Here is a 20,732-nt window from a genome sequence, read left to right on the forward strand (position 1 = left end):
CCCATCTTTGATAAAATTTGATGTTCTTTGATATTTAGGCGTAAAAAAGACTTATTTTCAAAGAAATCCATACGTGATTATTATATTTTTAATCCCTTTTTGATTAAAACAGACATTTGATACTTTGTTCAAAATAAGCTATCATGAATTTAGTTTGATCATCTTGATCATACCATTACGCATTACTCACTTACATCTAAAATTATTGTGGAATAAATGAAAGCGAATATTAAATTAATTTGTATTTCTATGATGTTATTTACAATTTTGTATGTTTCATCAATAGATAAAGTACTAGCTGATCATAAAATAGGTGATGATGTAATTCACAAAGATCTTTATGAATTAAAAGTTAAATCTTCACCACCTGGTTTACACATAACAGGGTCTGGAATGTATGAAGAAAATTCCTGGGTAGTAATTGGGACTGCACAAGAACAATGGGGTGCATATGAATTTGTTAGATGGATAGTAAATAATGAATGGGTTGATGGAAATCCAATAAATGTTTTAATGGATGAAGATGTAACTGCAATAGCAACATATTCCATACATCCAGCACAAAAACAATCTAGTGTAAACTTTTTAGAATCATCAAGCAGTGGTACAACATTTGATTTAAGAATTATTTCACCTTATGGAAAAGCAATTGGTAGTGGTACTTATGATGCCGGAGAGATTGTAGACTTTAGTGTATCAGAAAAATATGTTTATGATGAAAATGATCCTGGTATACGCTATGCATTTTCAGAATGGAGTGATGGATTTACTTCAAATTTGAAAACAAATTTTATTATGATGGATGAGGATAAAACAATTACTGCTGCTTGGGTTCCACAATATAGATTAGAAATTTTAGATTCTACTCAGAATAATAAAATTATTAACACAAGTTGGCATAATGTAAATGCAACAGCTCCTTTAGTGATGAGTGTAGTAGATTCGGCATCTGATGGTAAAGTAAAACGAACCATAAATGAATGGGTAAGTAGTGGAAGCAATTTTGCAGAAATCAAAGATCCAACTGAACCTATCACTAGTGTAAAAATGGAAAATCCTTACTCCATTTCAATAGATTGGAAAGATCAATTTTATCTTGATGTCAAAAGTAAATATGGTGAAGTACAAGGTAGTGGTTTTTATGATAAAGATGATGTTGTTGTAGCCTCAATTGACACAACAACTCAAGATTCAGGTGTGCCTGGGAGCAGATTAGTTTTTGATGGATGGAGTGGAGATGTAAATTCTGATGGGAAAAATGTTCAAGTTATAATGAATTCCCCCAAATCAATTGAAGGAATTTGGAAAAAACAGTATTTACTTACAGTAAATTCTGGATATGGTACAGGCAGTGGAACATCTTGGCATGATGAAGGAACTGTGGCAAAATTTGGAACAAGCATACCTCGAGATCCAGCCGGAATGTGGAAACAAACGACTTTTGATGGATGGAGTGGTGATTCCCAAGGAACAACACTTAGTGGTAGTTTATTGATGAATGGTCCAAAAACTGTTACTGCGCAATGGAATGAAGATTATACTATAGCATATTTGAATATTGGAATTATTTCAGCAGTTGCAATTGGAGGACTTTTTGTATTTAAAAAAATAAAACAAAGTGAAAAACAGAAAAAACACAGTACTGAAGAATTAGTTGAATCAATAAAAGAAAAAAAACAAAAACCATCAGGATTAAATAAATTATTTGGTGGAAAAATAAATTTTGGAAAGAATGTATTTGAAATAGAAAATAAAGATTATGAAATAGTTTTAGAGAATGCTGAGTCTGAAAAGAAAATTTTGTTAGAAAAAACACAAGAATTAAGAGAAAACATAGAAGATGAAAAAAGAAACGTCCTCAAAAAATCAATGCAATTAGATAAAAGATTATCTGAGATTGAACTTGAACAAAAAGAATCAGAAATTGAATTTGAAAAAAAGAAATTGGAAGAAAAAACAAAATTACTTGAAAGAAATTTATCTGATGTAGAAGAAGAAAAACAAAATATACTTAGAGAAAAAGAACAACTAGAGAAAAGTCTTACTGAATCAAAGTTTGAAAAGAAAAAGATAATGATAAAACTTGAAAATGAAGTCGAAGAAGTAAATCTCCAAAAAAAGAATTTGGCAGAAAAAACTGAAAAACTAGAAGAATCTTTATCTGAGGTAGAACGTGAGAAAAAAAGAATCATTCAGGAAAAAATTCAATTGGAAATAAAGTTACAAGAAGTAGAACAACAAAAAAATGGAGTTATTGAGAAACTTGAACAAAAAACACGAACAATTGAACTTGAAAGAAAAGAATTGGAAATCAATCTTAAAAGGAAATATGTTGAAGTGGATATTCAAAAAAAGAAATTATCTCAAAAAACTGAACAACTAGAGAAAAGTCTTGCTGAAGTAGAATTCCAAAAGGAGAACCTTTCACAAAAAAAAGAGAATTTGGAAGATAGCATTACTGACATTGTTCTACAAAAGAAGAAAATTTCATCAGAATTTGAAAACAAGGCTGAACTATTTGACTTTGAAAGGCAAGCACGAATTAAGAGAATTAATCAATTAGAAAATCAACTCACAAAGGCAGAATCTGAGAAAAAACAGGCTGAAACTGAACTTCAGAAGAATCTATCTGCAATTGATCTTACTAAACAAAGAATTTTGCAAAAAACTGAACAATTAGATAAAAATCTGTCCGAAGTTGAACTGCAAAAGAAAGCAGTACTTTTTGAAAAAGAAGAATTAGAGAAAAATCTAACTGCCGTAGAACTTGAAAGGAAGATTCTATCACAAAAAACTAATGAATTGGAGCAAAATCTTTTAGAAATAGAGCAAAAGAAAAAAATTCACGCTGATGAGATTCAGAAAAATTTTGCGGCAATAGAATTGCAGAAAAAGGGCGCTTCTCAGAGAATACTAGAACTTGAAAAAAGAATCAAAGAAGTGGAAACAGAAAAGAAAAAAGTAGCAGAAAATCTGGAACAGAAAAAATCTGAAATTCAATTAATTAAAAGGAATTATGATGAAAAATCAAAACAACTAGAAAATGATCTTCAAACAGTTAATTCTCAAAAAATAAATCTCTGTGAAAAAACAAAGAAACTGGAGCAATCTTTACTTCAAGTAGAAAATGAAAAGAAAAATGTAATTGATGAAAAAAGAAAGTTAGAGACACGTTTATCTGAACTTGAATTTGAAAAGATGAAATGTTCAGTAGAACTGGAAAAAAGTATTGGAGATGTTGAACTAGAAAAAAAGAAATCAATCATTAAACTTGAAAATGAAATTGCAGAAGTAAATCTTCAAAGACAGAGTCTTTCTGAAAAAACTGAACAATATGATAAAAATCTCAAAGAGGTTAACTTACAAAAGATAGAACTAACTGAAAAAACAAAACAATTGAACAAAGCTATAGAGGAGATAGAATATAATAAAAGAGAAATATCTGATAAATTAAAAAATAAAGAGGCAGAATTTGACTTAGAAAATAAACGCAAAACTATTGAACTTCAAAGAAAAGAAAATGAATTAAATTTTGCCATACAAGATTTGGAACATAAATCAAAACAACTTGAAAATAATCTTGCAGAAGTTAATGGACAAAAGAAAAATCTATCTTCTCAAAGAATAGAATTAGATAATAAATTATCAAAAATTGATCTAGAAAAGAAAAAACTTTCCTCAGAACTTGAAAGAAAAGAGTCTTTGATTGAGGCAGAAGAGAAAAGATTGGGACAAAAAATATGGGATTTGGAAAAAAGAATCTCAAATTTCTCCCTTGAGAGAAAAATAGCCTCAATAGACCTGGAAAAGAAGAAAATTAGTGCTGAACTTGAAAGAAAACAAGCCCTAATTGATCTTGAAAAAGAACATCTATCTCAAAGGCGCGAGGAACTAGACAAAAGTATTGCATCAATAGAAATTGAAAAGGATATAATCCCAAAGGAAATTCAAATCCAAAACAATTCAAAATTATCAAAGAAAAATATTTCTTCAAAGTCAAAAGATTTGGAAAACATTATTGCAGAAATTGAACTTGCAAGAAAAATCTCTGCAGTTGAACTTGAAAGAAAAGAATCTGTAATTAAACTCCAAAAACAATACTTGGATGAACAAACTGAAATGTTAGAAAAGAGAATTTCAGGACTTGAAGTAGAGAGAAAAATTTCTGCTGTACAAATTGCTCGAATCGAATCTGAAATAGAACTTGAAAAGAAGAATTTGGAGCATCAAACACGAGAAATAGGGAAAAGTAATTCCAAAAACAATGCTTTGACAAAGAACGTTTTGGATTATTCCTATTCTACAGACTTTGATCATAATTCATTTGAAAAATTTCGAGAATGGTCTGATGTTCTAGAAGATGAATTATCTGTAAAGCAAACATCTGATGATGAACATACTCTGTATTCTGGTGATAAATAATGGGCTCATTTTTACTGGCAATACTATTATTCTCAACATTTGGGGTTGTCTTGTTGAGCACTCAAGGGCTTGCGAATCCTTTGGATACATCATCTGGAATAAATAAATTGGGGGCTCTACAAGTTTTTGATTCCTCTGGAAGTACTCTATTGGGATTAAATTTAGGAAATTCTGATGCCATATCTTCTGTAACTCTCACCTTCAATTCTGACATTTCGGGAAGTACTACCGTAACTATTGTCCTAAAAGATACAAATGATGTTGAAATTGGAACTGGTTCTACAGTAACTGGCGGACCGACTAAAACAGTAGTTATTAGTCTAAGTGATTCTATTACCGATTCAGAAAGGAGTAATTTACAGTCTGCAAGTATAACGTTAGCTTGAAGGTGATATAATTGAGTCTAAATATTATCTTATTTTTAGGGATATTAATTATTGCTGTATCTTCAGTAGGATTGGGAGCAAATCTAAACAGCTCAAGTACATTTAATCTCATTGGAAGTGATGATAATATTTCAGCTCGTGTATATGATGTAGATATTACAAATATGGTGCATTCTACAAGTGGTACTGATATTGATTCTTCCACAATCACTGTTAGAAATACTGACAGTGTTTCTCACTCATATGATATTTGTGTTATCACAAAAGCTGGAGCTTCAATTAGTGATACTGCTGGTACTGCACCTGACTGTGCAACCACTTCTTCAATATCTTCTGGCGGTACAGGTTCTGCTGTGGTTACTTTTACAAATCCACTGAGTAAAACTGCTGTGGATTATGCTGATATTTCAATACAAGAAATTACTTAGAATGATATCATCTGCAAAAATTTAAAATAAAAAAAATATTGATTTTCAGAAAACACTTTTTTTATATCTCTAATAATTCATTTGTTGAATTCTTGAATTGTTATTGATATGTCTACAAGATCACTGACTTTAACTCCGTTAGGAAAACCAATGTATTGATTTGTTATTTTTCCATTATTTTCTATTTCATCTGTACTAGTACATGCAAGTGAACTATCCAAAGATGGTGTGAATATCTCTAATGGTCCTTGAACTATGGTGCAAATTTCAAATGAATGTGCTAAATCATCATCATTTACAACTGAAAACCCAATACCGCTAATTTCAATAACTCCATCTGATGAGACCCTTTTTGTCCATGAGAAATCTTCAATATGGCCACGTGGGGTAAATGGTTCGGTGTCTCCAATTTCTGAATTTAAAAATGACTGAGTAATAATTGACTCATCTGCAATAGCCATTGAAATTGTCGCAATGATTAGAATGATCGCAAGAACACCATACATGATATATTTTTGAAAATCTATACTTCTCAATTTTTTATGCCTAATCATATGATTAAGATTTTTTTCTATGAAATAATTAGCCATTTTTACTCTCAATTAATTATAAAATAGTGTATAATATCGAGAATGGAAAATAATCTGGTAAGAGACTTCCATTATGGAATTTAATGTAAATTATTACGTTTGAAAAATTATCCTAAATTTATCTAAAAAATGGATGGAATCAATTGATTTTGATTAATAATATTCATTAACATCGGAATCGTGTTGATTGCACTAATTACTTGAAGTACGAGTAACATTATTCCTCCTAATGCAAAAATTAATTTCAAAGGTTTAATGTCATCACTTTTATCATTTTGAATTTTTCTTGAAAATAAGAAGAGCATAATAAGCGCCATCACTAACAAACCAAATGATACTGAATTGGCAATTGATGGCTCAAGAAAATTTGAAAATGGTATATTCATTGTTTTGGCTAATCTAATATCAAATCCCAATACAGTTTGAGTCAATACATAATTCATTATTACTGAAATAAATCCGATTTTATAAATTATAAAATTCTCAGTTTGACGTTTCTTACTTGTTTTATCTTTCTTTTTGGTAAACATGATCAACGCCCATATTCCAAAAACTGCAATTCCTATTGGAGTTTGTAAAAATAATGAAGTATATCCTACATATGGGATTACAAATACTGATCTTCCTATTACTTCGTTAATTGAAATTACTCCTGGGTCGTTAGTTCTATTATTATCTCCTTTTGTGATAAACCCTTGATCTGTTTGCTCTACAATTCTATGAATAACATTTTTGTTATCTTCATTAACAAATCCAATAATATCTCCTAGAAAATACTGCTGTTCTTGTTTTAATACAACAAATGTACCACTTTCGATAACTGGATACATGCTATTTCCTACCAACATGATGTAGGTTGTGTCTCCATAAAGTTGAACTGGCCAAAAATATATCAAAAATGGTAAAAATAATAGCAAAAGAATTACTTTGATTTTTCTATGACTCAAAGTGTTTCTCCCAAAAATTTAGAAAATAAAAAAATAGATCAATTTTATGGTTCTTGGTCTAATTCTTCTATGGTGAAACTAATATCCACAATATCTGTCACATTTACAGCTGGTGAAAATGCTATTGTATGACCAGTAGAATTTGCATATGCTGCAACTGCCCCGGTAGTTGTACATGATGGAGCCGAACCTGCTGCTGGAGTAAATGTTGCTGCAGGACCTTCGATTACTGCGCATACTTGGAAATCATGTGCTTCATCAGTATCTTCATTTCCAACTGCAAATGTAATTTCATCCGTTTCAATTGTTCCGCCATTTGAAACTTCTTCAGTCCATACCAATGCTGTAATGTTACCTCTTGATGTAGGTACAGAATTATTATCACTTGCACCAATTAAGTTAATGGTAGGAGTACTTGTTAAGGTAGCTCCGAATCCCACTGTTGATGTAACTAAAATAGCGATTCCAACTAGTGCAATAATGGGTAAACTGTTCATAATAGTTCAATTCAGATATGATTATTATCAACTAGTTTTTTCATAATAAACGAGCTACATTCTTGTTCAATTACGAATAATTACTGGAACAACTAGCCAACAATAATCCGTTTTTAAAATTTTTTTCAAATAATTTACCCAAAACCAATTCATATTTTTTAAAAATATAACAAACTTAGAACATAATTTTTTAATTTATCTTTTTACTTTTTTCTTATTTAAAACATATGTGATAATTTTTCTGATTACCTATTTTTATAAATTCTGTAAAGAATTAGACTCGTTATCAACATCTCTCAATGACTTTGATCTGAGTCCAATTCTTTTCTCAACTTAAGACCAACCACGGAGTGTGTATTGGCGACAGTCACTATATGTGTACTAATTTAGTATGTATTTTCATGTGTGTTCTATTTGATAAAACATTAGTTGTTATCTGATTATATTGGATACTATTCAGATGAATTCCGCATTATCTGAAGATCTTGAATTAAATCAATGCTCTGCAGAATGTTGGTGTAAAAAGAAGAAAGATAACTGGTATAATTTTCATATGTGAAAATCTCTTTTGTTCGTTCATAATTAACAATCATATGGATATAGGAATAAAATTTCTAAATAATTTATGCGTAAATATATCGTTAGGAAGAATTTTGATCAAGATCACATTGATGAATTAAATGCTCCACACAGAACTGTTTTCTTTGAAAAAAACCAAGGTGGTAAAATACAGTCTGCAGAATACACGAACTTAAATGATAAAAAACTACACAATTCATTAAATTCTTCTGTAGATAAATATGGAATGCAAACAAATCCTGAGGAAGAACATCTTAGCACAGAAGCAAAAAAATATTTGATGAATCCTTATCTGCAATGGCTGAATATGATAAAAAAAGACTAGATAACATTTACAATCAACTATCAACAGAAAAAAAAATTTCTAAAGAACTTAATGAAAAACTACACAAAAATTTATCCAAAATTGCATCTGCTGAATTAGAATTAGTAAAGAAAAAAACCAATTAGAAAAAGATCTTGATGATAAGACAAAACAATTAATCGATTCTGAAAGATTTGCTGCAATTGGACAATTATCTGGGAAGCTAGCTCACGAATTACGTACTCCGTTAACTGTGATTAAAGGTTCTGTAGGAGTAATGAAACATAAAAAGGGAGAGGTAATTGATGACTCAATAATCAAAAAATTGGAATTAATGGAGGAATCTATCTATAGAATGAATAATCAAGTTGAAAAAGTTTTAAATTTCGTTCAAAAATACCCATTAAATAAAAAAGAAGTATCTCTAAGAAATTTAATTCAGAATTCTGTATCTTTACTACGAAAAAATTCGAACATTACTATTCTAACCCCAAAAACTGACATCCGATTCAATTGTGATCCAATAAAAATGGAGGTAGCTATAGGTAATGTGTTGTTAAATTCAATTCAAGCAATAGGTAAAGAAATGGGGCAGATAATAATTGAAATTAATGAGTTGCCCGATTCAATTAATATTATTATTCAAGATTCAGGAAAAGGAATTCCTGAAGAACTTGGCGAACAAATTTTTGTTCCTCTTGTATCTTCTAAAATGGATGGAACAGGATTGGGATTATCAAGTGTAAAAAATATTGTAGAACAACATGGTGGAGTAATAAATTTCAAAAATAATCCTGCTACATTTACTATTAGTTTTCCAAAATAATATTGGCTAACTTCTGATTTTTATACAATATCTCAAATTCAACTTCTTTTTGAAATTAAAATTATTTTATAAAAAATATTACATGCATTTAAAAATAAAGTGACTCTTTTGTCTATAATTTTTGAATCCCTCACTTATGATCAAAGATTCAAAGGTGTACATATGCTTGAATCTCATGCCTTCTTTTCAAAAATGGTTGATGAACTAGTAGAATTTTCAGAATATGATCCTGAATTAGCTGATGGAATAAAATGGCTAGATGATCAGGCTCAAAAAAAAGGCATTACATTTTATGATATGGTCTTTGAAGTATTATACAAGCATGATGTAAACTCTAAAGCAAAAGAGTGGCTTAGTACAAGAAATTAAAAATTATTTTCTCAAGTCTAGTGTTTTATATTCACAGCCTTCAGGACCACAATATTTTCCAACATATGTTGCCTTTGGTCTGTACAATGCAGGTTTTGGAGCTGCTTCTGCAAACTTTTCCTCAATAATATGAGCAGCCCATCCTACAACTCTTGAAATTGCAAAGATTGGTGTGTTGAGATCCATTGGAATTTTTAACATATAATATAATGATGCGCTATACAAGTCTACATTAGGATAGATGTCTCTGTTTTTTTGAGATTTCATTTCAGAAATAGTTGTAGTTTCTACTTTTTCTGTTATATCAAACCATGGTTCTTTAGTTTTTACTGCAAGTTTTCTTGATAGTTCTTTTAGCACCTGTGCTCTGGGATCATATGTTTTGTAAACTGCATGTCCCATACCCATTATTCTTTCATTGTTTTTCATTTTTTCTTTAATCCAGCATTCTACTTTTCCTATTTCGCCAATTTCTAGCAACATCTTCATGACTTCTGTATTGGCCCCTCCGTGTAATTCTCCACTTAATGCACCAATGGCCGCACTAGATGCTGAATACATATGTGCTCTAGTTGATGCAACCTGTCTAGCAGTAAATGTTGATGCATTGAAAGTATGGTCTGCATGAAGAATAAGACATACGTCAAATATTTTTTCAACTTCTTTGTCTGGTTTTCCCCCAAACATCATGTACAAAAAATTTGCAGCATGGCCTAGTGCTGAATCTGGCTCCACTGGCTCTAACCCGTTTCTTATTCTATGCCAACTGGCAACAATTGTGGGAACTTTGGCAATCAGGTTTATTGCCTTTTCATAACTTGCTTCTTTATTTGCAAATTCTTCATCATAATATCCAGCAAGTGCAGCTACAAATGCTTGCAACATGTCCATAGGATCTGCATCTTTTCTCCAGTTCCCCATATTTTTCTGCATCTGTTTAGGAATGTATCTTGCATCAACTAATTTTGCATTAAATTCATCCAGTTGAGTCTTGGTTGGTAAATCATCATAAAGTAGTAAATATGCTGTTTCCTCAAATGTAGAATTTTCTGTAAGATCTAAAATATCAAATCCTCGATAAATCAGCTTGCCTTTTTCTCCATCAATATTGGATATTCTGGTATCTGCAACTTCAATTCCTCGTAAGCCAATATTTTTGGTTTCCATACTGAGCCTAACAGAATTCTTCTATTATATTTTCTCCAAAATTGTGTCTATGATGTTTAGCAATTAGTCTAAAATGCAAACCGAATAGTTTACTTTTTAACATATTATTGCAAATTTCTTTCAATGTTAACTAGAAAAGAGAGATCTAGGGCTACATTCATGGATAAGATCTCACGAAAGGCCAAAGGCACACAATTATCCTACAATACTGTTTTGAATAATTGGGAGATATTTTCTGAGGAAAAATTTCAACAAAAAGACATCGTACCTGACCTTAAGCTAGTTGAAGAAGATACATTGTGGGATACTTTACAATCCTGGATTAATTGGAATTCTGAAAGAGACAACATGCCGCAAACCATCAAGTACTGGTTTTCTCTATTGAAAAAATATCTCTACCATCGCGGAATTAAACTAACAAAAGAAGACGTTTCAGAAAATCTAGACTTTCCTCTAAAAATTGAAGAGTCTCACTATCCAATGTCCCTTGAAGAATCTCAATCAATCATTGCAGCAGCTCCATTCAAAAAGAAGATCATGTATCTCTGCATGATCTCAAGTGGGATGCGAATAGGTGAGATATGCCAGATAAAGAAAAAACATTTGGATCTTGACAAATCACGAATACAGGTAACCATTCCTGCTTCTATTGCAAAGTATAATCGAAAACGAACCACATTTTTCAGCAAGGAAGTGACACCACTTCTCAAAAGGCATCTAAGAAAACTCTCTGATGAAGATATGATTTTTGGAACACATGAGAATCCAAAGTATGCAGAAGTAAATGAAATGCAACAACTAAAGCGACTGCTAAACAAAATTGGATTGTATGAAAAACAAGAGAACGGACATGGAAAAATTACCAGCCACAGCTTTCGTGCTTATTTTATCACCAAAGTATCTAGATTTGATAATGACTTGGCTCATTTTCTTGCAGGTCACGCAAAAGGTGTGTATCTACCACAATATGACAGACTTACAGATGATGAGAAACTTGAATTATATCTAAAGATCGAAGAAAAACTTCTCATTGATGACTCTGTAATAACAAAGGCAGAACTAGAAAAGACACAAACTGAACTCTCTGATCTTGAAAAAGTCAAAGAAGACAATGCAAAAATCATGACTTGGATTGCAAGACAAGAAAATAAAAAATAATATTAACTTTGTAATGCAATCTGAATGCCATATCCCTGAAGAGAATTCTTTGATAGGTTCAAGTCTTTGACGTGCAAATATTTTATAAAAAATGTTCATGAATTAGATACAAAACATCAGAAGCACTTTTCAATGACTGGTTACAGATTTCATATATTATGAAGTATTTTGTAATTCTACTAACTATTGCCAGTTTTACATTTTTTATTCCTTCTGCTTTTGCAAGTTGTGTTTCATTACCATGTGATGATGCCAACATAAAGTTAGGCGAACCAAATTATCGATTCATTGATTTTTCATATCAAAATAAGGTGGGAGAACCAATCACATTTGTTTTAGAAAAAACTGCATATGACCAATGCAATTCTTACGTTGCAACAATAACTAATGAAAAATATGAAACTGTATGGGAGCAAAACGAAGCATCTTTTTGTGTAGTTGTCACTGATCAAAATTTGATTACATCACAAATCAAACTTGGGTATGATCCTGACAACAAAATCATCATGTCTGAATCTGCAAAATATCTTCTCAAAGTGCAAATTGATGATGGAAGCATTGAAAAAGAATTTACATCTAGGCAGAACGTTTCTTCATTTTCACTTGATCGTACAGTCTATCCAGTTACGTGGACATTTAGTCCGTTAAAGCAATTTGACTCTGGTGTTCCGTTTGATGAAATATACTGTAAACATAGTCTAATGTTGGTTCAAAAGTATGATTACTCTCCTGCTTGTGTAACTGAATCAACAAAACAAAAACTAACTGAGAGAGGATGGACAAACATCAATACCGACAAAATTCGTCAAATGGTTTCTCTACCGTCTCCACCTGATCCTATGTCCATTACAATAACGGGCAATGACAAACTTCCAATATTTACCATAAAGCGTGGAGAAACTAAAGAAATTGGCATTCTGTTGGAGCCCAAAATACCAATAACAATTGCGACCGTTTCTGTTGATAGTTACTTTGGATCTGCTGGTGACTGTAACAATATTAGTACTGACAGTTACTGTCCTGGAAGGGGAATTATAATGAATCTCTCAGAAACAGAGATTACTGCAAAAAAAGAGATAACGCTGACAATCACAATACCAGAAAATATGACTGTTGGAACGTATGGATATCAAATTGAAACAAAGACTACATTTGATATGCCCTCTGTTGAGAAGCCACGAACAGTTGGAAACTCAGTGCGGTTTGATCTTAAAGTGATATGATGATCTTGTATATTTCCCCCTCAAAAAGATTAGAAGAATTTATGAACAAAGTTTCTTAAATTTTAACCGTTGAGATACATAGCAATTTGTACCATTTTGTCCCTTGTGATTTTTACCACGGCGTATGGACAATCCCATGAAAACAATACAAATGAAACTCAATTGGTTCCTTATACTGACAATTCCAATGTGGGATTCACCTTTGAGAATCGAATCGACTATGACTTTATCATAGCCAAAATAATGCCAGACATATTTGAGAAAAAATTCTCTGAATCAGGAATAACAATCAACAGCGAAGATGTTGTATTAAATCGTGGTCCGAGAATCCTCGGATACCTGCCAAATAGTTACAATTGTGGCTATGTAATTGACAGCAAAGAAAAAGTCTACTGGCTAGAGGCTGCAATAAACAGTACACATATTCAATATGCTAATTTTTATGAGGAAATTCCTCAAGAAAGAACATCTGAGGAAACTTACCTTGATTGTTTTTATCCTTTGGAAATTAAGGTGGCTGAGTATTTTCTAAAAGACAAATCATACTTTACTGACGACGAAGAACTACTTGTGGCATCGCATCTCAAGCATGAATTGAGAGGAAATGAAAATCTAAATCACTACAAGTTCAAAATTGGAAAATTCAATTTAGATTCTGATAAACAAAACCTTTTGCGGTTTTGTGGAATGTTTGAAGGAAAAATGGCTGGCTCAAAATACTTTGTAGGAACATTACATGAAACAGGTCAGTTGGGTTTTTCCTTGGATAGTAAAATGTCATCCATTTGTGCTATTAGAGAAAATGCATCTTTGTATGATTCTAAGTTTAAGGAAAAACCAAATTCTGCTGATTCATTGCAAACTTGGAAAAATATACGCAATGAACCGGTCTACTTGAAATCCTCATCAACTGAAAAGATATTGGAGAGAAATTACATGAAGACTGAATCGATTCCTAATCTGAATCTAGAGTATGCTACATCAATTAAAGTAGATTTTATTGATTATAGGCCTGAGGAAAGTGGCACCTTGCTGTATTTTGAGCCCACAGAACAAGATACCTTTGCAAAATTCAGAGTACCTCAAAACGGAGCAAATTACTATATGCATTATGGGCCAAATGATTGGAATAGTGGAGACATTACAAATGTTGTAATTTCTGTAGGTGAAGATGATCCTGAATTTAAGAAACAGTCATTTGTAAAGTCTCCAAATGCACCATATCCGCAATATTTTACAGATTATATTTTCAACGTACCCAAAGGCTCTACTATGATGGCAATTGTTTTGGATATTGAGAATTACAAAATTGATGAGGACCAGGATCTTGATGAGTGGAAGGGAAGAGATCTTAGAAAATCAAATTAGACGAATATTTTTCAGTGTTTTAAACTTGAAGTCTTGGTAGATTCGCCCCTCAAAGATTAGAAGAATTTATGAGTATTACATGTGACTTCGAACTAACAAATGAATTTTGAATACAAAATAATTGCATCTGTGGGTGTTCTAGTGTCTGTGTCTTTGGTATTGATTACAAGCAGTCCTGATGAAATACCCTACTGGAATTCATTACGAGAAATACAACCAATTCAGTTGGATCCTTGCAATTATGACTGTAAGATAGCACAAGAAAAACGAGACATGGTCTGCATTGAAACTGATGTTGATGAGTATTACTGTAGACCAGATAGGAAGATACTGTGGGAAAATGAAATCGTACAGATAAAAAACACCTTTCCTCCTGATGGAGAATTTGCATATTTTCCGCAAGGAAAAGCTACCAAAGAAAAAAACAAACTTTTTGATATTGGTAATGTTGTTCTGATCAATAAAGACACAAAAGAAATCAGAATAGATTTTACAAATCATTTTCCACAGACTGATACTGATAATTTTGAGTTTTCTGCATCATTGTTTCCCGGTGATACCTTTGTTTCACATTGTCTTGGAGGTGATTCAAACACTGCTCACATCACAGAGTATGTTGACACGTTTACATTAGAGGGTACGACATATGTGGAATTCTGGGGGAGGCATGTAACGATGCCTGATGAACTCCTTCCATGCAAAATACCTAAACTCATACAACAAACACTGCCATTAGATCTTAGTATGGGTGTGGATTGGAATCTTGATGGATAAACAGATACAAAACATCAGAAGAATTAATCAATGACGTGCTGAGATTTCATATATTATGAAGTATTTTGTGATTTTTCTTGTAATGTCATGCGTCATACTTGGCTTGGCAACTCCGGCACATGCCGAAGAACAAAAACAATTTCATGAAGGATCTGTTGAATGGATAAGCAAGTGTTTCATGGTCGGCTCTGATGCTGTTCTTCGAGTAACTGATCCTGACATGAACCGTGATTCTGAACTTGTCGAGGAGATTACCGTGATGATGTGGTCTGATAATGACTACAGAAATGTGGTGTATGTTTTAACTGAAACCGGAAAGGATACGGGCATATTTGATGCCAACGTATTTTTTACTACGACAGACTCCAGTCCAGGCAAACGACTTCGTATAGTGGATGGCAGTACGATATATGCAAAGTATGTTGATTACACATCTTCAAAATCCTACAACGCAGTTGACGTGATTAATTCAGTTGTTACTGGATTATCGGTACTGGAAAGAAACACAGATGGCAGAATATCAAAAATCACATATGATCCGTGCGCATTGGAGCTATTAACACAAAACCCTGATAGGTTTGAACAGATTGATGTTTTTTATCCTCCTCCGTTAAAACAATTCAAGTCAGGAATCCCCCTTTATGAAATAAAATGCAAAGAAACTTTGCTTCTAATCAAAAAATATGATGGGACTCCAAAATGTGTAACTCCAGAGACTCGAGAAAAACTAAAAGAGAGAGGATGGGATGCGCCCCTTCTTGTTGCTGTCACCCGTGGCGCTCCAATTGTACTTCCTGAACCTCCACTAATTTCTGATTTTCAAACACAATATGAGATTGCCAAACAAATCTACACGTCCATTCCAAAGAATGCTGATTCACCATATCTTGGCATGACATATGGTGAGGACAAAAAATCAATCCTATTTGGAATGGATATTGCAAAACTTACTGTAGAAAAGAATCAAGACTATTATGAAAAATTATTTGAAAACTATTTTGCTGAATTGACCATTCCTTATGAGATACGATTTCAAGAAAATTTGGGTGGAGATGAATAAAACACTTCTCTCCATCTTTTTTGTAATGGTGAATAGAAAATGAAACCTAGATTCTTAACACTCACAGTACTTGGGATTTTAATCTCATCAAGCCTTTTTGTATCTGATGCACATGCATCTATCTATTTTGATAAAGATACATACACTTGGACTGATAAAATTAACATCAGAGTTACAGAACATGGGGTGGATTCTGAAGGTACTCAAGTAAAGATATACACATCAAACCACGAACTGAAAAACTACAAGCTGGCAAAGGCAGGGAACGGACTGTTTACTGGGGAGGTAATCCTTACTGGTTTTTCTCATGATGTCACAGGGGATGGGGAATCAGACACTAATCCTAGGACAACTGGCAGTGGTCCTAACAACGGTTTTCTTGAGAGTGGCAGGGATGATGACTTTACGCTTTCTATAAAATTTGCAAACGGGGATGAGATTAGAAAAACTGCAAAAATAAACTGGAATATCGGCACTATTGATTTTGATAGATTGTTTACTGAATCTAGAGAGTATGTCTACGTCAAAATACATGATGCTGATATGAATCTTAATCCTGAGTTCAGAGACAGGGTTTTCATACACGTATTTTCTGATTCTGATAAAGCAGGGCTAGTAATTGATGCAAAAGAACTGCCTGATAATCCTGGAATCTTTCTAGCTGGTTTTTCAATTACATCACAACATGATTCTAAGGGAAATCGTTTGTTTGCACTTCCTAATGATACGGTTTATGTGCAATACGATGACTATACACTTCCAAAACCCTATGACATTGATGATGACTTGGCAGTATTATTGGAATTGCCACCATATCCACTTGAATCCCTAGATGGCAAAAAGATAGAATGGAGCCATGCAAGTTACAACACAAAAAACGGTACAAGCTCTGCCAAAATCATTGTAACTGATCCTGAACAAAACAAGTTTGCAAATAGCATTGATACTGTAAAAACCACAATTTTTTCTGACAGTTCCCTAGAAGGAATAACAATTGATCTTTATGAAACAAACAAAGATTCCGGAGTCTTTGAGCGAACATTTGCATTTAGCGACAAGCGTTCTGCTCCAAACATTCTGTATGGAAGACATGGAGACACTATGACTGCGCTGTATGATCCTGTGCAATCTTTTGAGTCTGAAGGAATTTTCATGGCTACAACCACGTTGTTGGGATCCACTGGACCTCCGCTTGAAAGGGCTCCTGCATCATCTCCGAGAATTTTAGATATGTTTGGAAATTTAATTGACTCTCCTGCAGTAGGACAACAAGTGCAGATAAAATCTGATGTTGCAAACGGAGATGACAGAGAACAAAAATTCGCATATCTTGTAATGATCCAAGACGACACTGATACTGCCGTATATTTGGCGTGGATTGATGGGACTTTGAATCCTGAATCCTCTTTTAGCCCTTCTGCGTCTTGGATTCCACAAAAAGCAGGTGACTATATGGCAACAATGTTTGTCTGGGAAAGCGTAGACAACCCAACTGCTTTGTCACCTCCCATTCAGATTGATTTTACAGTATCTGATGAACAAATAATTCCACCATATCCTGATGCTGAAACTGTGTGTAGCGGTAACAAACTTTGCCTAACAGAAAAAATTCTGCGAATTGTTGATGGTGATACAATATATCTTAGCGGCGGCTATGAAGTTAGACTGTCTCTCACAAACACCCCTGAAAGACATCAGATAGGATTTCATGATGCAAGCACGTTTACTGCAGATATGTGTCCTGTTACAAGTACCGTGACAGTTGATCAAGACGACAAGCAGCCATATGACGCATATGACAGACTGCTTGGAAAAGTAACATGTCATGATAAAATACTCAATGCTGAATTACTCTATGCTGGACATGCAGAGATACTTACACAATACTGTCCAACAAGTGAATTCTCAGACGAATCATGGGCACGGGAATTTGGATGTTGAGAATTTTTTCTGCTATAGTTTATGAACATGTACAAGTAATTGCTTTTTGATTTCTTATGCCTGTCCATAATCAAAAGCTAAAACAATTCATGAAAGAACTGGTGGCAGAACTTGTTGCAGAATTTCCTGATGAATTGGTATCCTTTGTGTTATTTGGCTCTGCAACAACTGGGGAATGGATACGTGGAAAATCCGACATTGATTGCATTGTCATTATTAAAAACAAAAAACTTTGCAGCTCAATAGCAGAATACCTGAACAAACTTTTGCTTGAACTTGATGCAAAGCATGATCTAATGTTATCTGAGACATGCACATCATACAAAAAGACAGACAATTTTGTACTGGACTTGATATTCAAAACTGAAAATAAAATGATGTTTGGACAGCCATTTTATGTGGTAGCAGAAGATCAACTTGATTTGAAAGGATTTAAGATAAGAAAAAATCTCAAAGTAGAACTTGGAACTCGAACCATAGCATCACTGGGCTTGTTCTTGCAGCGAATCAAAAATACTGGAGTTATTTTGTATGGAAAAGACATCAGAAAGGAGATTCCAAAAACTGTTCCTACACTTGAGAAGATAAAGGCATCATTTAACGCAATGCTTCTTTTGATGATGAGCTTTGTGATATTTCCATTTCATTCACCATCTGCGTTTTCTCATGCTGTGAAGGCTAATTTCTGGGCATGCGATGACGTGCTTTTTGCATTAGGAAAACCTCTGTCTACCACAAAACAGGAGATAATGGATATTTGTTCGATTTTTGACAAATCTGAAATTGATTCAGAACATCTGTTGTTGTCCTTGGAATACAAAAAAACCAAAGACAATGTAAAAATGAATAAAGGATCTGTTTTCAGATACATGATAAAAAGTACAAAATTTGTTTATGGTTTGTATGCTGTTGCCCTAAAAAAGATGTTGAGACGATGAACACTAGATCCTATGATAAAAAATACCGATGTGGTCATTATGAAAGCGAACATGTTGCACTGAAACAAAAAAATATTTCTGAACCTAGTGATTTAGGAATTCTTTTGCCTTTTCCACCTGACTTTAATCCTAAACATAGTAACTGCCAAATATGTAATTGTCCAAAGTTTAACTCGTGAATAGAAAATGAGAACTAGATTTTTTACAATACTGATAATTATTTTTGTTGTAAATTCGTCTGCGTCCATTCAAAATAATGTTGATGCGCTGTCTTGTGGAATTCCGCCTTTTGTTGAATCATTTCAAAGACATGATTTGTTATTGCATGGAATTTTAATTGAAAAAATTATTGATAGAGCTGATGTCGATCATTCATTTGGTACTCCTTTGAGCACACTTGTATTTGATACAATAACTGTCTACAAGGGAGAACATCAAGACCGATTCACCATAAAGGCAAATCTCTCATGGGATGACTTTTACGTGCAAGGTGCAGAATATGTTATTTTTGCAGACAAGGATGGAGATAGTTATTTGCGCGAATTATGTGTAGGCCAATACATTGCATTTCCACAAATACTTCAATTCCTAGATGCATACCCCTTGAATATAACGTCAGGTATTGGCATCCATTCCTTAAATGATCTAGTTACTGGAGATGATAAAATTAGATTGGAAAATTTGTGGAGTAGATATACTGACATCAATCGAGGAAACTCTGCGCTAATAAAGATGAAAAGTTTAGGAAACGAATACAAGTTTACTTGTGATTTTGAAACTGATTTAAAACAATCAGAAGAATTTCTAAAAAATAACTACGTTGTATCAAAAGTTAGAGAAGACACGCCAAACTATGCTGTTTCCATACAGTCCACTTTGGATACGAATCCGCAGACTGGTGTGATTACATTTGATGGAGATAATCTAACGGCAGAAATATCTGTATTAAATGGAAAAGAATTTGATAGTTGTTTTTATGTTTACAATTCTAAATTAATTAATAAAAATACGGGCGAAATAGAGGTTAATCGTGACCAACTCTCAGCAATGTGTAATGGAGAAGAGGCGTATCTTATAATTCCTGACTTGTGCCCGAATAAAATTTCATCAACCATTCAAACAATGCCTGATCATGGCGGTGGTTATGTTGACCCTGAATGCCAAAAAGGGCATGAACTAGAAAATGGAATTTGCCAATCTGTAAATTACAATTATGTTGAAGGCGGATCTCTAAATCTGGACTCTAAATTGTCTCCTTCCTATACTGTAGATTATGTTGATGGGTTGATTTCTAGAACTATTTTGCCTGTTGTGGGTTTGTTTGTAGGTGTTATGGCATCGTTTCTTGTTCCATATTTCATACTAAAAAGAAAAAATATTCCCAGTAGACCATATGTGGTTTTGATCCTAGCTTGTGTCTTGTTGTTTTTTGGAATTCCGAATCTGGTTTCTTCATTAGAGCCTTTTTCAATGATTCTATCTCAACCCGAATACGGTATAAGGTGGATTTTTAACTTTCAGTTTATCCCGAGATTAATATCCATCAGTATAGTGTCTGTCGCAGGTGTTTTATTGTATCGGTCCTCGGTAATTAGGAAATTGATAAAGAAATGAAAACAAGATGATCATTTCATAATTGTTGAGATGTACCATGTTAGTATTCTCAACCCAAACAAACTACCTATTACAATTCCTCCAAATTTGATAATGTCTTTTAACTGATCAGATGGAATGTGGATTGACCAAAAAGTCATA

Annotated in this window: 20 protein-coding genes; 15 read left to right on the forward strand and 5 right to left on the reverse strand. The window is 33.1% G+C overall.

Going from position 1 to position 20,732, the window contains the following annotated elements:
* Positions 1-216 precede the first annotated feature (216 nt).
* Genes ACW9W3_RS06280 through ACW9W3_RS06290 form a run of 3 tightly spaced genes read left to right on the forward strand, consistent with a single transcriptional unit; the run spans position 217 to position 5,236 of the window.
* Positions 217-4,422 carry an InlB B-repeat-containing protein gene (locus tag ACW9W3_RS06280; RefSeq protein ID WP_457765297.1) on the forward strand — a complete coding sequence of 1,402 codons (4,206 nt, stop codon included), beginning with the start codon at positions 217-219 and terminating at the stop codon, positions 4,420-4,422.
* The gene (locus tag ACW9W3_RS06285) at positions 4,422-4,808 is read left to right on the forward strand and encodes a hypothetical protein (RefSeq protein WP_457765298.1); all 387 of its coding nucleotides are present in this window, start codon (positions 4,422-4,424) and stop codon (positions 4,806-4,808) included. Before ACW9W3_RS06280 ends, ACW9W3_RS06285 begins: the two co-directional genes overlap by 1 nt.
* A gap of 11 nt (positions 4,809-4,819) precedes the next feature.
* On the forward strand, positions 4,820-5,236 hold the full coding sequence (locus tag ACW9W3_RS06290; RefSeq protein WP_457765299.1) for a hypothetical protein: 417 nt from the start codon (positions 4,820-4,822) through the stop codon (positions 5,234-5,236).
* Between the two features lie 77 nt (positions 5,237-5,313).
* Here ACW9W3_RS06290 and ACW9W3_RS06295 read toward each other — a convergent pair whose 3' ends face one another.
* The 3 genes from ACW9W3_RS06295 to ACW9W3_RS06305 all read right to left on the reverse strand — a co-directional run bounded on the left by ACW9W3_RS06295 (position 5,314) and on the right by ACW9W3_RS06305 (position 7,270).
* Positions 5,314-5,826 (reverse strand): hypothetical protein, encoded by a 513-nt coding sequence (locus tag ACW9W3_RS06295; RefSeq protein WP_457765300.1) that lies wholly within the window; start codon positions 5,824-5,826, stop codon positions 5,314-5,316.
* A gap of 122 nt (positions 5,827-5,948) precedes the next feature.
* Positions 5,949-6,773 carry a signal peptidase I gene (locus ACW9W3_RS06300; RefSeq protein ID WP_457765301.1) on the reverse strand — a complete coding sequence of 275 codons (825 nt, stop codon included), beginning with the start codon at positions 6,771-6,773 and terminating at the stop codon, positions 5,949-5,951.
* A 44-nt stretch (positions 6,774-6,817) separates the two neighbouring features.
* The gene (locus tag ACW9W3_RS06305; RefSeq protein ID WP_457765302.1) at positions 6,818-7,270 is read right to left on the reverse strand and encodes a hypothetical protein; all 453 of its coding nucleotides are present in this window, start codon (positions 7,268-7,270) and stop codon (positions 6,818-6,820) included.
* Positions 7,271-7,895: 625 nt separating this feature from the next.
* On the opposite strand from ACW9W3_RS06305, the gene ACW9W3_RS06310 reads away from it, so the two are divergent.
* The 4 genes from ACW9W3_RS06310 to ACW9W3_RS06325 all read left to right on the forward strand — a co-directional run bounded on the left by ACW9W3_RS06310 (position 7,896) and on the right by ACW9W3_RS06325 (position 9,348).
* Positions 7,896-8,174: a hypothetical protein gene (locus tag ACW9W3_RS06310; protein ID WP_457765303.1), complete on the forward strand. Its 279-nt coding sequence runs from the start codon at positions 7,896-7,898 to the stop codon at positions 8,172-8,174.
* A complete protein-coding gene (locus ACW9W3_RS06315; RefSeq protein WP_457765304.1) occupies positions 8,147-8,299 on the forward strand; it encodes a hypothetical protein in 153 nt (50 codons plus the stop codon). The genes ACW9W3_RS06310 and ACW9W3_RS06315 overlap by 28 nt, the downstream gene beginning before the upstream one ends.
* A gap of 107 nt (positions 8,300-8,406) precedes the next feature.
* The gene (locus tag ACW9W3_RS06320) at positions 8,407-8,979 is read left to right on the forward strand and encodes a sensor histidine kinase (protein ID WP_457765305.1); all 573 of its coding nucleotides are present in this window, start codon (positions 8,407-8,409) and stop codon (positions 8,977-8,979) included.
* A gap of 99 nt (positions 8,980-9,078) precedes the next feature.
* Positions 9,079-9,348, forward strand: a complete 270-nt coding sequence (locus tag ACW9W3_RS06325; protein WP_457765306.1) for a hypothetical protein — start codon at positions 9,079-9,081, stop codon at positions 9,346-9,348.
* Between the two features lie 3 nt (positions 9,349-9,351).
* On the opposite strand, the gene ACW9W3_RS06330 is transcribed toward ACW9W3_RS06325, so the two are convergent.
* Positions 9,352-10,515, reverse strand: a complete 1,164-nt coding sequence (locus tag ACW9W3_RS06330) for a citrate synthase (RefSeq protein WP_457765307.1) — start codon at positions 10,513-10,515, stop codon at positions 9,352-9,354.
* Between the two features lie 159 nt (positions 10,516-10,674).
* Between ACW9W3_RS06330 and ACW9W3_RS06335 the strand changes: the two genes are divergently transcribed.
* The 8 genes from ACW9W3_RS06335 (at position 10,675) to ACW9W3_RS06370 (ending at position 20,591) form a co-directional block, all read left to right on the forward strand.
* The gene (locus ACW9W3_RS06335) at positions 10,675-11,673 is read left to right on the forward strand and encodes a tyrosine-type recombinase/integrase (RefSeq protein ID WP_457765308.1); all 999 of its coding nucleotides are present in this window, start codon (positions 10,675-10,677) and stop codon (positions 11,671-11,673) included.
* Positions 11,674-11,831: 158 nt separating this feature from the next.
* On the forward strand, positions 11,832-12,896 hold the full coding sequence (locus tag ACW9W3_RS06340; protein WP_457765309.1) for a hypothetical protein: 1,065 nt from the start codon (positions 11,832-11,834) through the stop codon (positions 12,894-12,896).
* Positions 12,897-12,965: 69 nt separating this feature from the next.
* Positions 12,966-14,264, forward strand: coding sequence for a hypothetical protein (locus ACW9W3_RS06345; RefSeq protein ID WP_457765310.1), 1,299 nt, complete (start codon positions 12,966-12,968; stop codon positions 14,262-14,264).
* A 99-nt stretch (positions 14,265-14,363) separates the two neighbouring features.
* Positions 14,364-15,038, forward strand: coding sequence for a hypothetical protein (locus ACW9W3_RS06350; RefSeq protein WP_457765311.1), 675 nt, complete (start codon positions 14,364-14,366; stop codon positions 15,036-15,038).
* A 55-nt stretch (positions 15,039-15,093) separates the two neighbouring features.
* A complete protein-coding gene (locus ACW9W3_RS06355) occupies positions 15,094-16,098 on the forward strand; it encodes a hypothetical protein (protein ID WP_457765312.1) in 1,005 nt (334 codons plus the stop codon).
* A gap of 39 nt (positions 16,099-16,137) precedes the next feature.
* Positions 16,138-18,039: a thermonuclease family protein gene (locus ACW9W3_RS06360; RefSeq protein WP_457765313.1), complete on the forward strand. Its 1,902-nt coding sequence runs from the start codon at positions 16,138-16,140 to the stop codon at positions 18,037-18,039.
* A gap of 56 nt (positions 18,040-18,095) precedes the next feature.
* Positions 18,096-18,977 carry a nucleotidyltransferase domain-containing protein gene (locus tag ACW9W3_RS06365; protein WP_457765314.1) on the forward strand — a complete coding sequence of 294 codons (882 nt, stop codon included), beginning with the start codon at positions 18,096-18,098 and terminating at the stop codon, positions 18,975-18,977.
* Positions 18,978-19,163: 186 nt separating this feature from the next.
* Entirely contained in the window at positions 19,164-20,591 is a 1,428-nt protein-coding gene (locus tag ACW9W3_RS06370; RefSeq protein WP_457765315.1) for a hypothetical protein, read from the forward strand.
* A gap of 11 nt (positions 20,592-20,602) precedes the next feature.
* Here ACW9W3_RS06370 and ACW9W3_RS06375 read toward each other — a convergent pair whose 3' ends face one another.
* Positions 20,603-20,731 (reverse strand): hypothetical protein, encoded by a 129-nt coding sequence (locus ACW9W3_RS06375; RefSeq protein ID WP_457765316.1) that lies wholly within the window; start codon positions 20,729-20,731, stop codon positions 20,603-20,605.
* Position 20,732: the final 1 nt, after the last annotated feature.

It is taken from the genome of Candidatus Nitrosopumilus sp. bin_68KS (assembly GCF_054095825.1).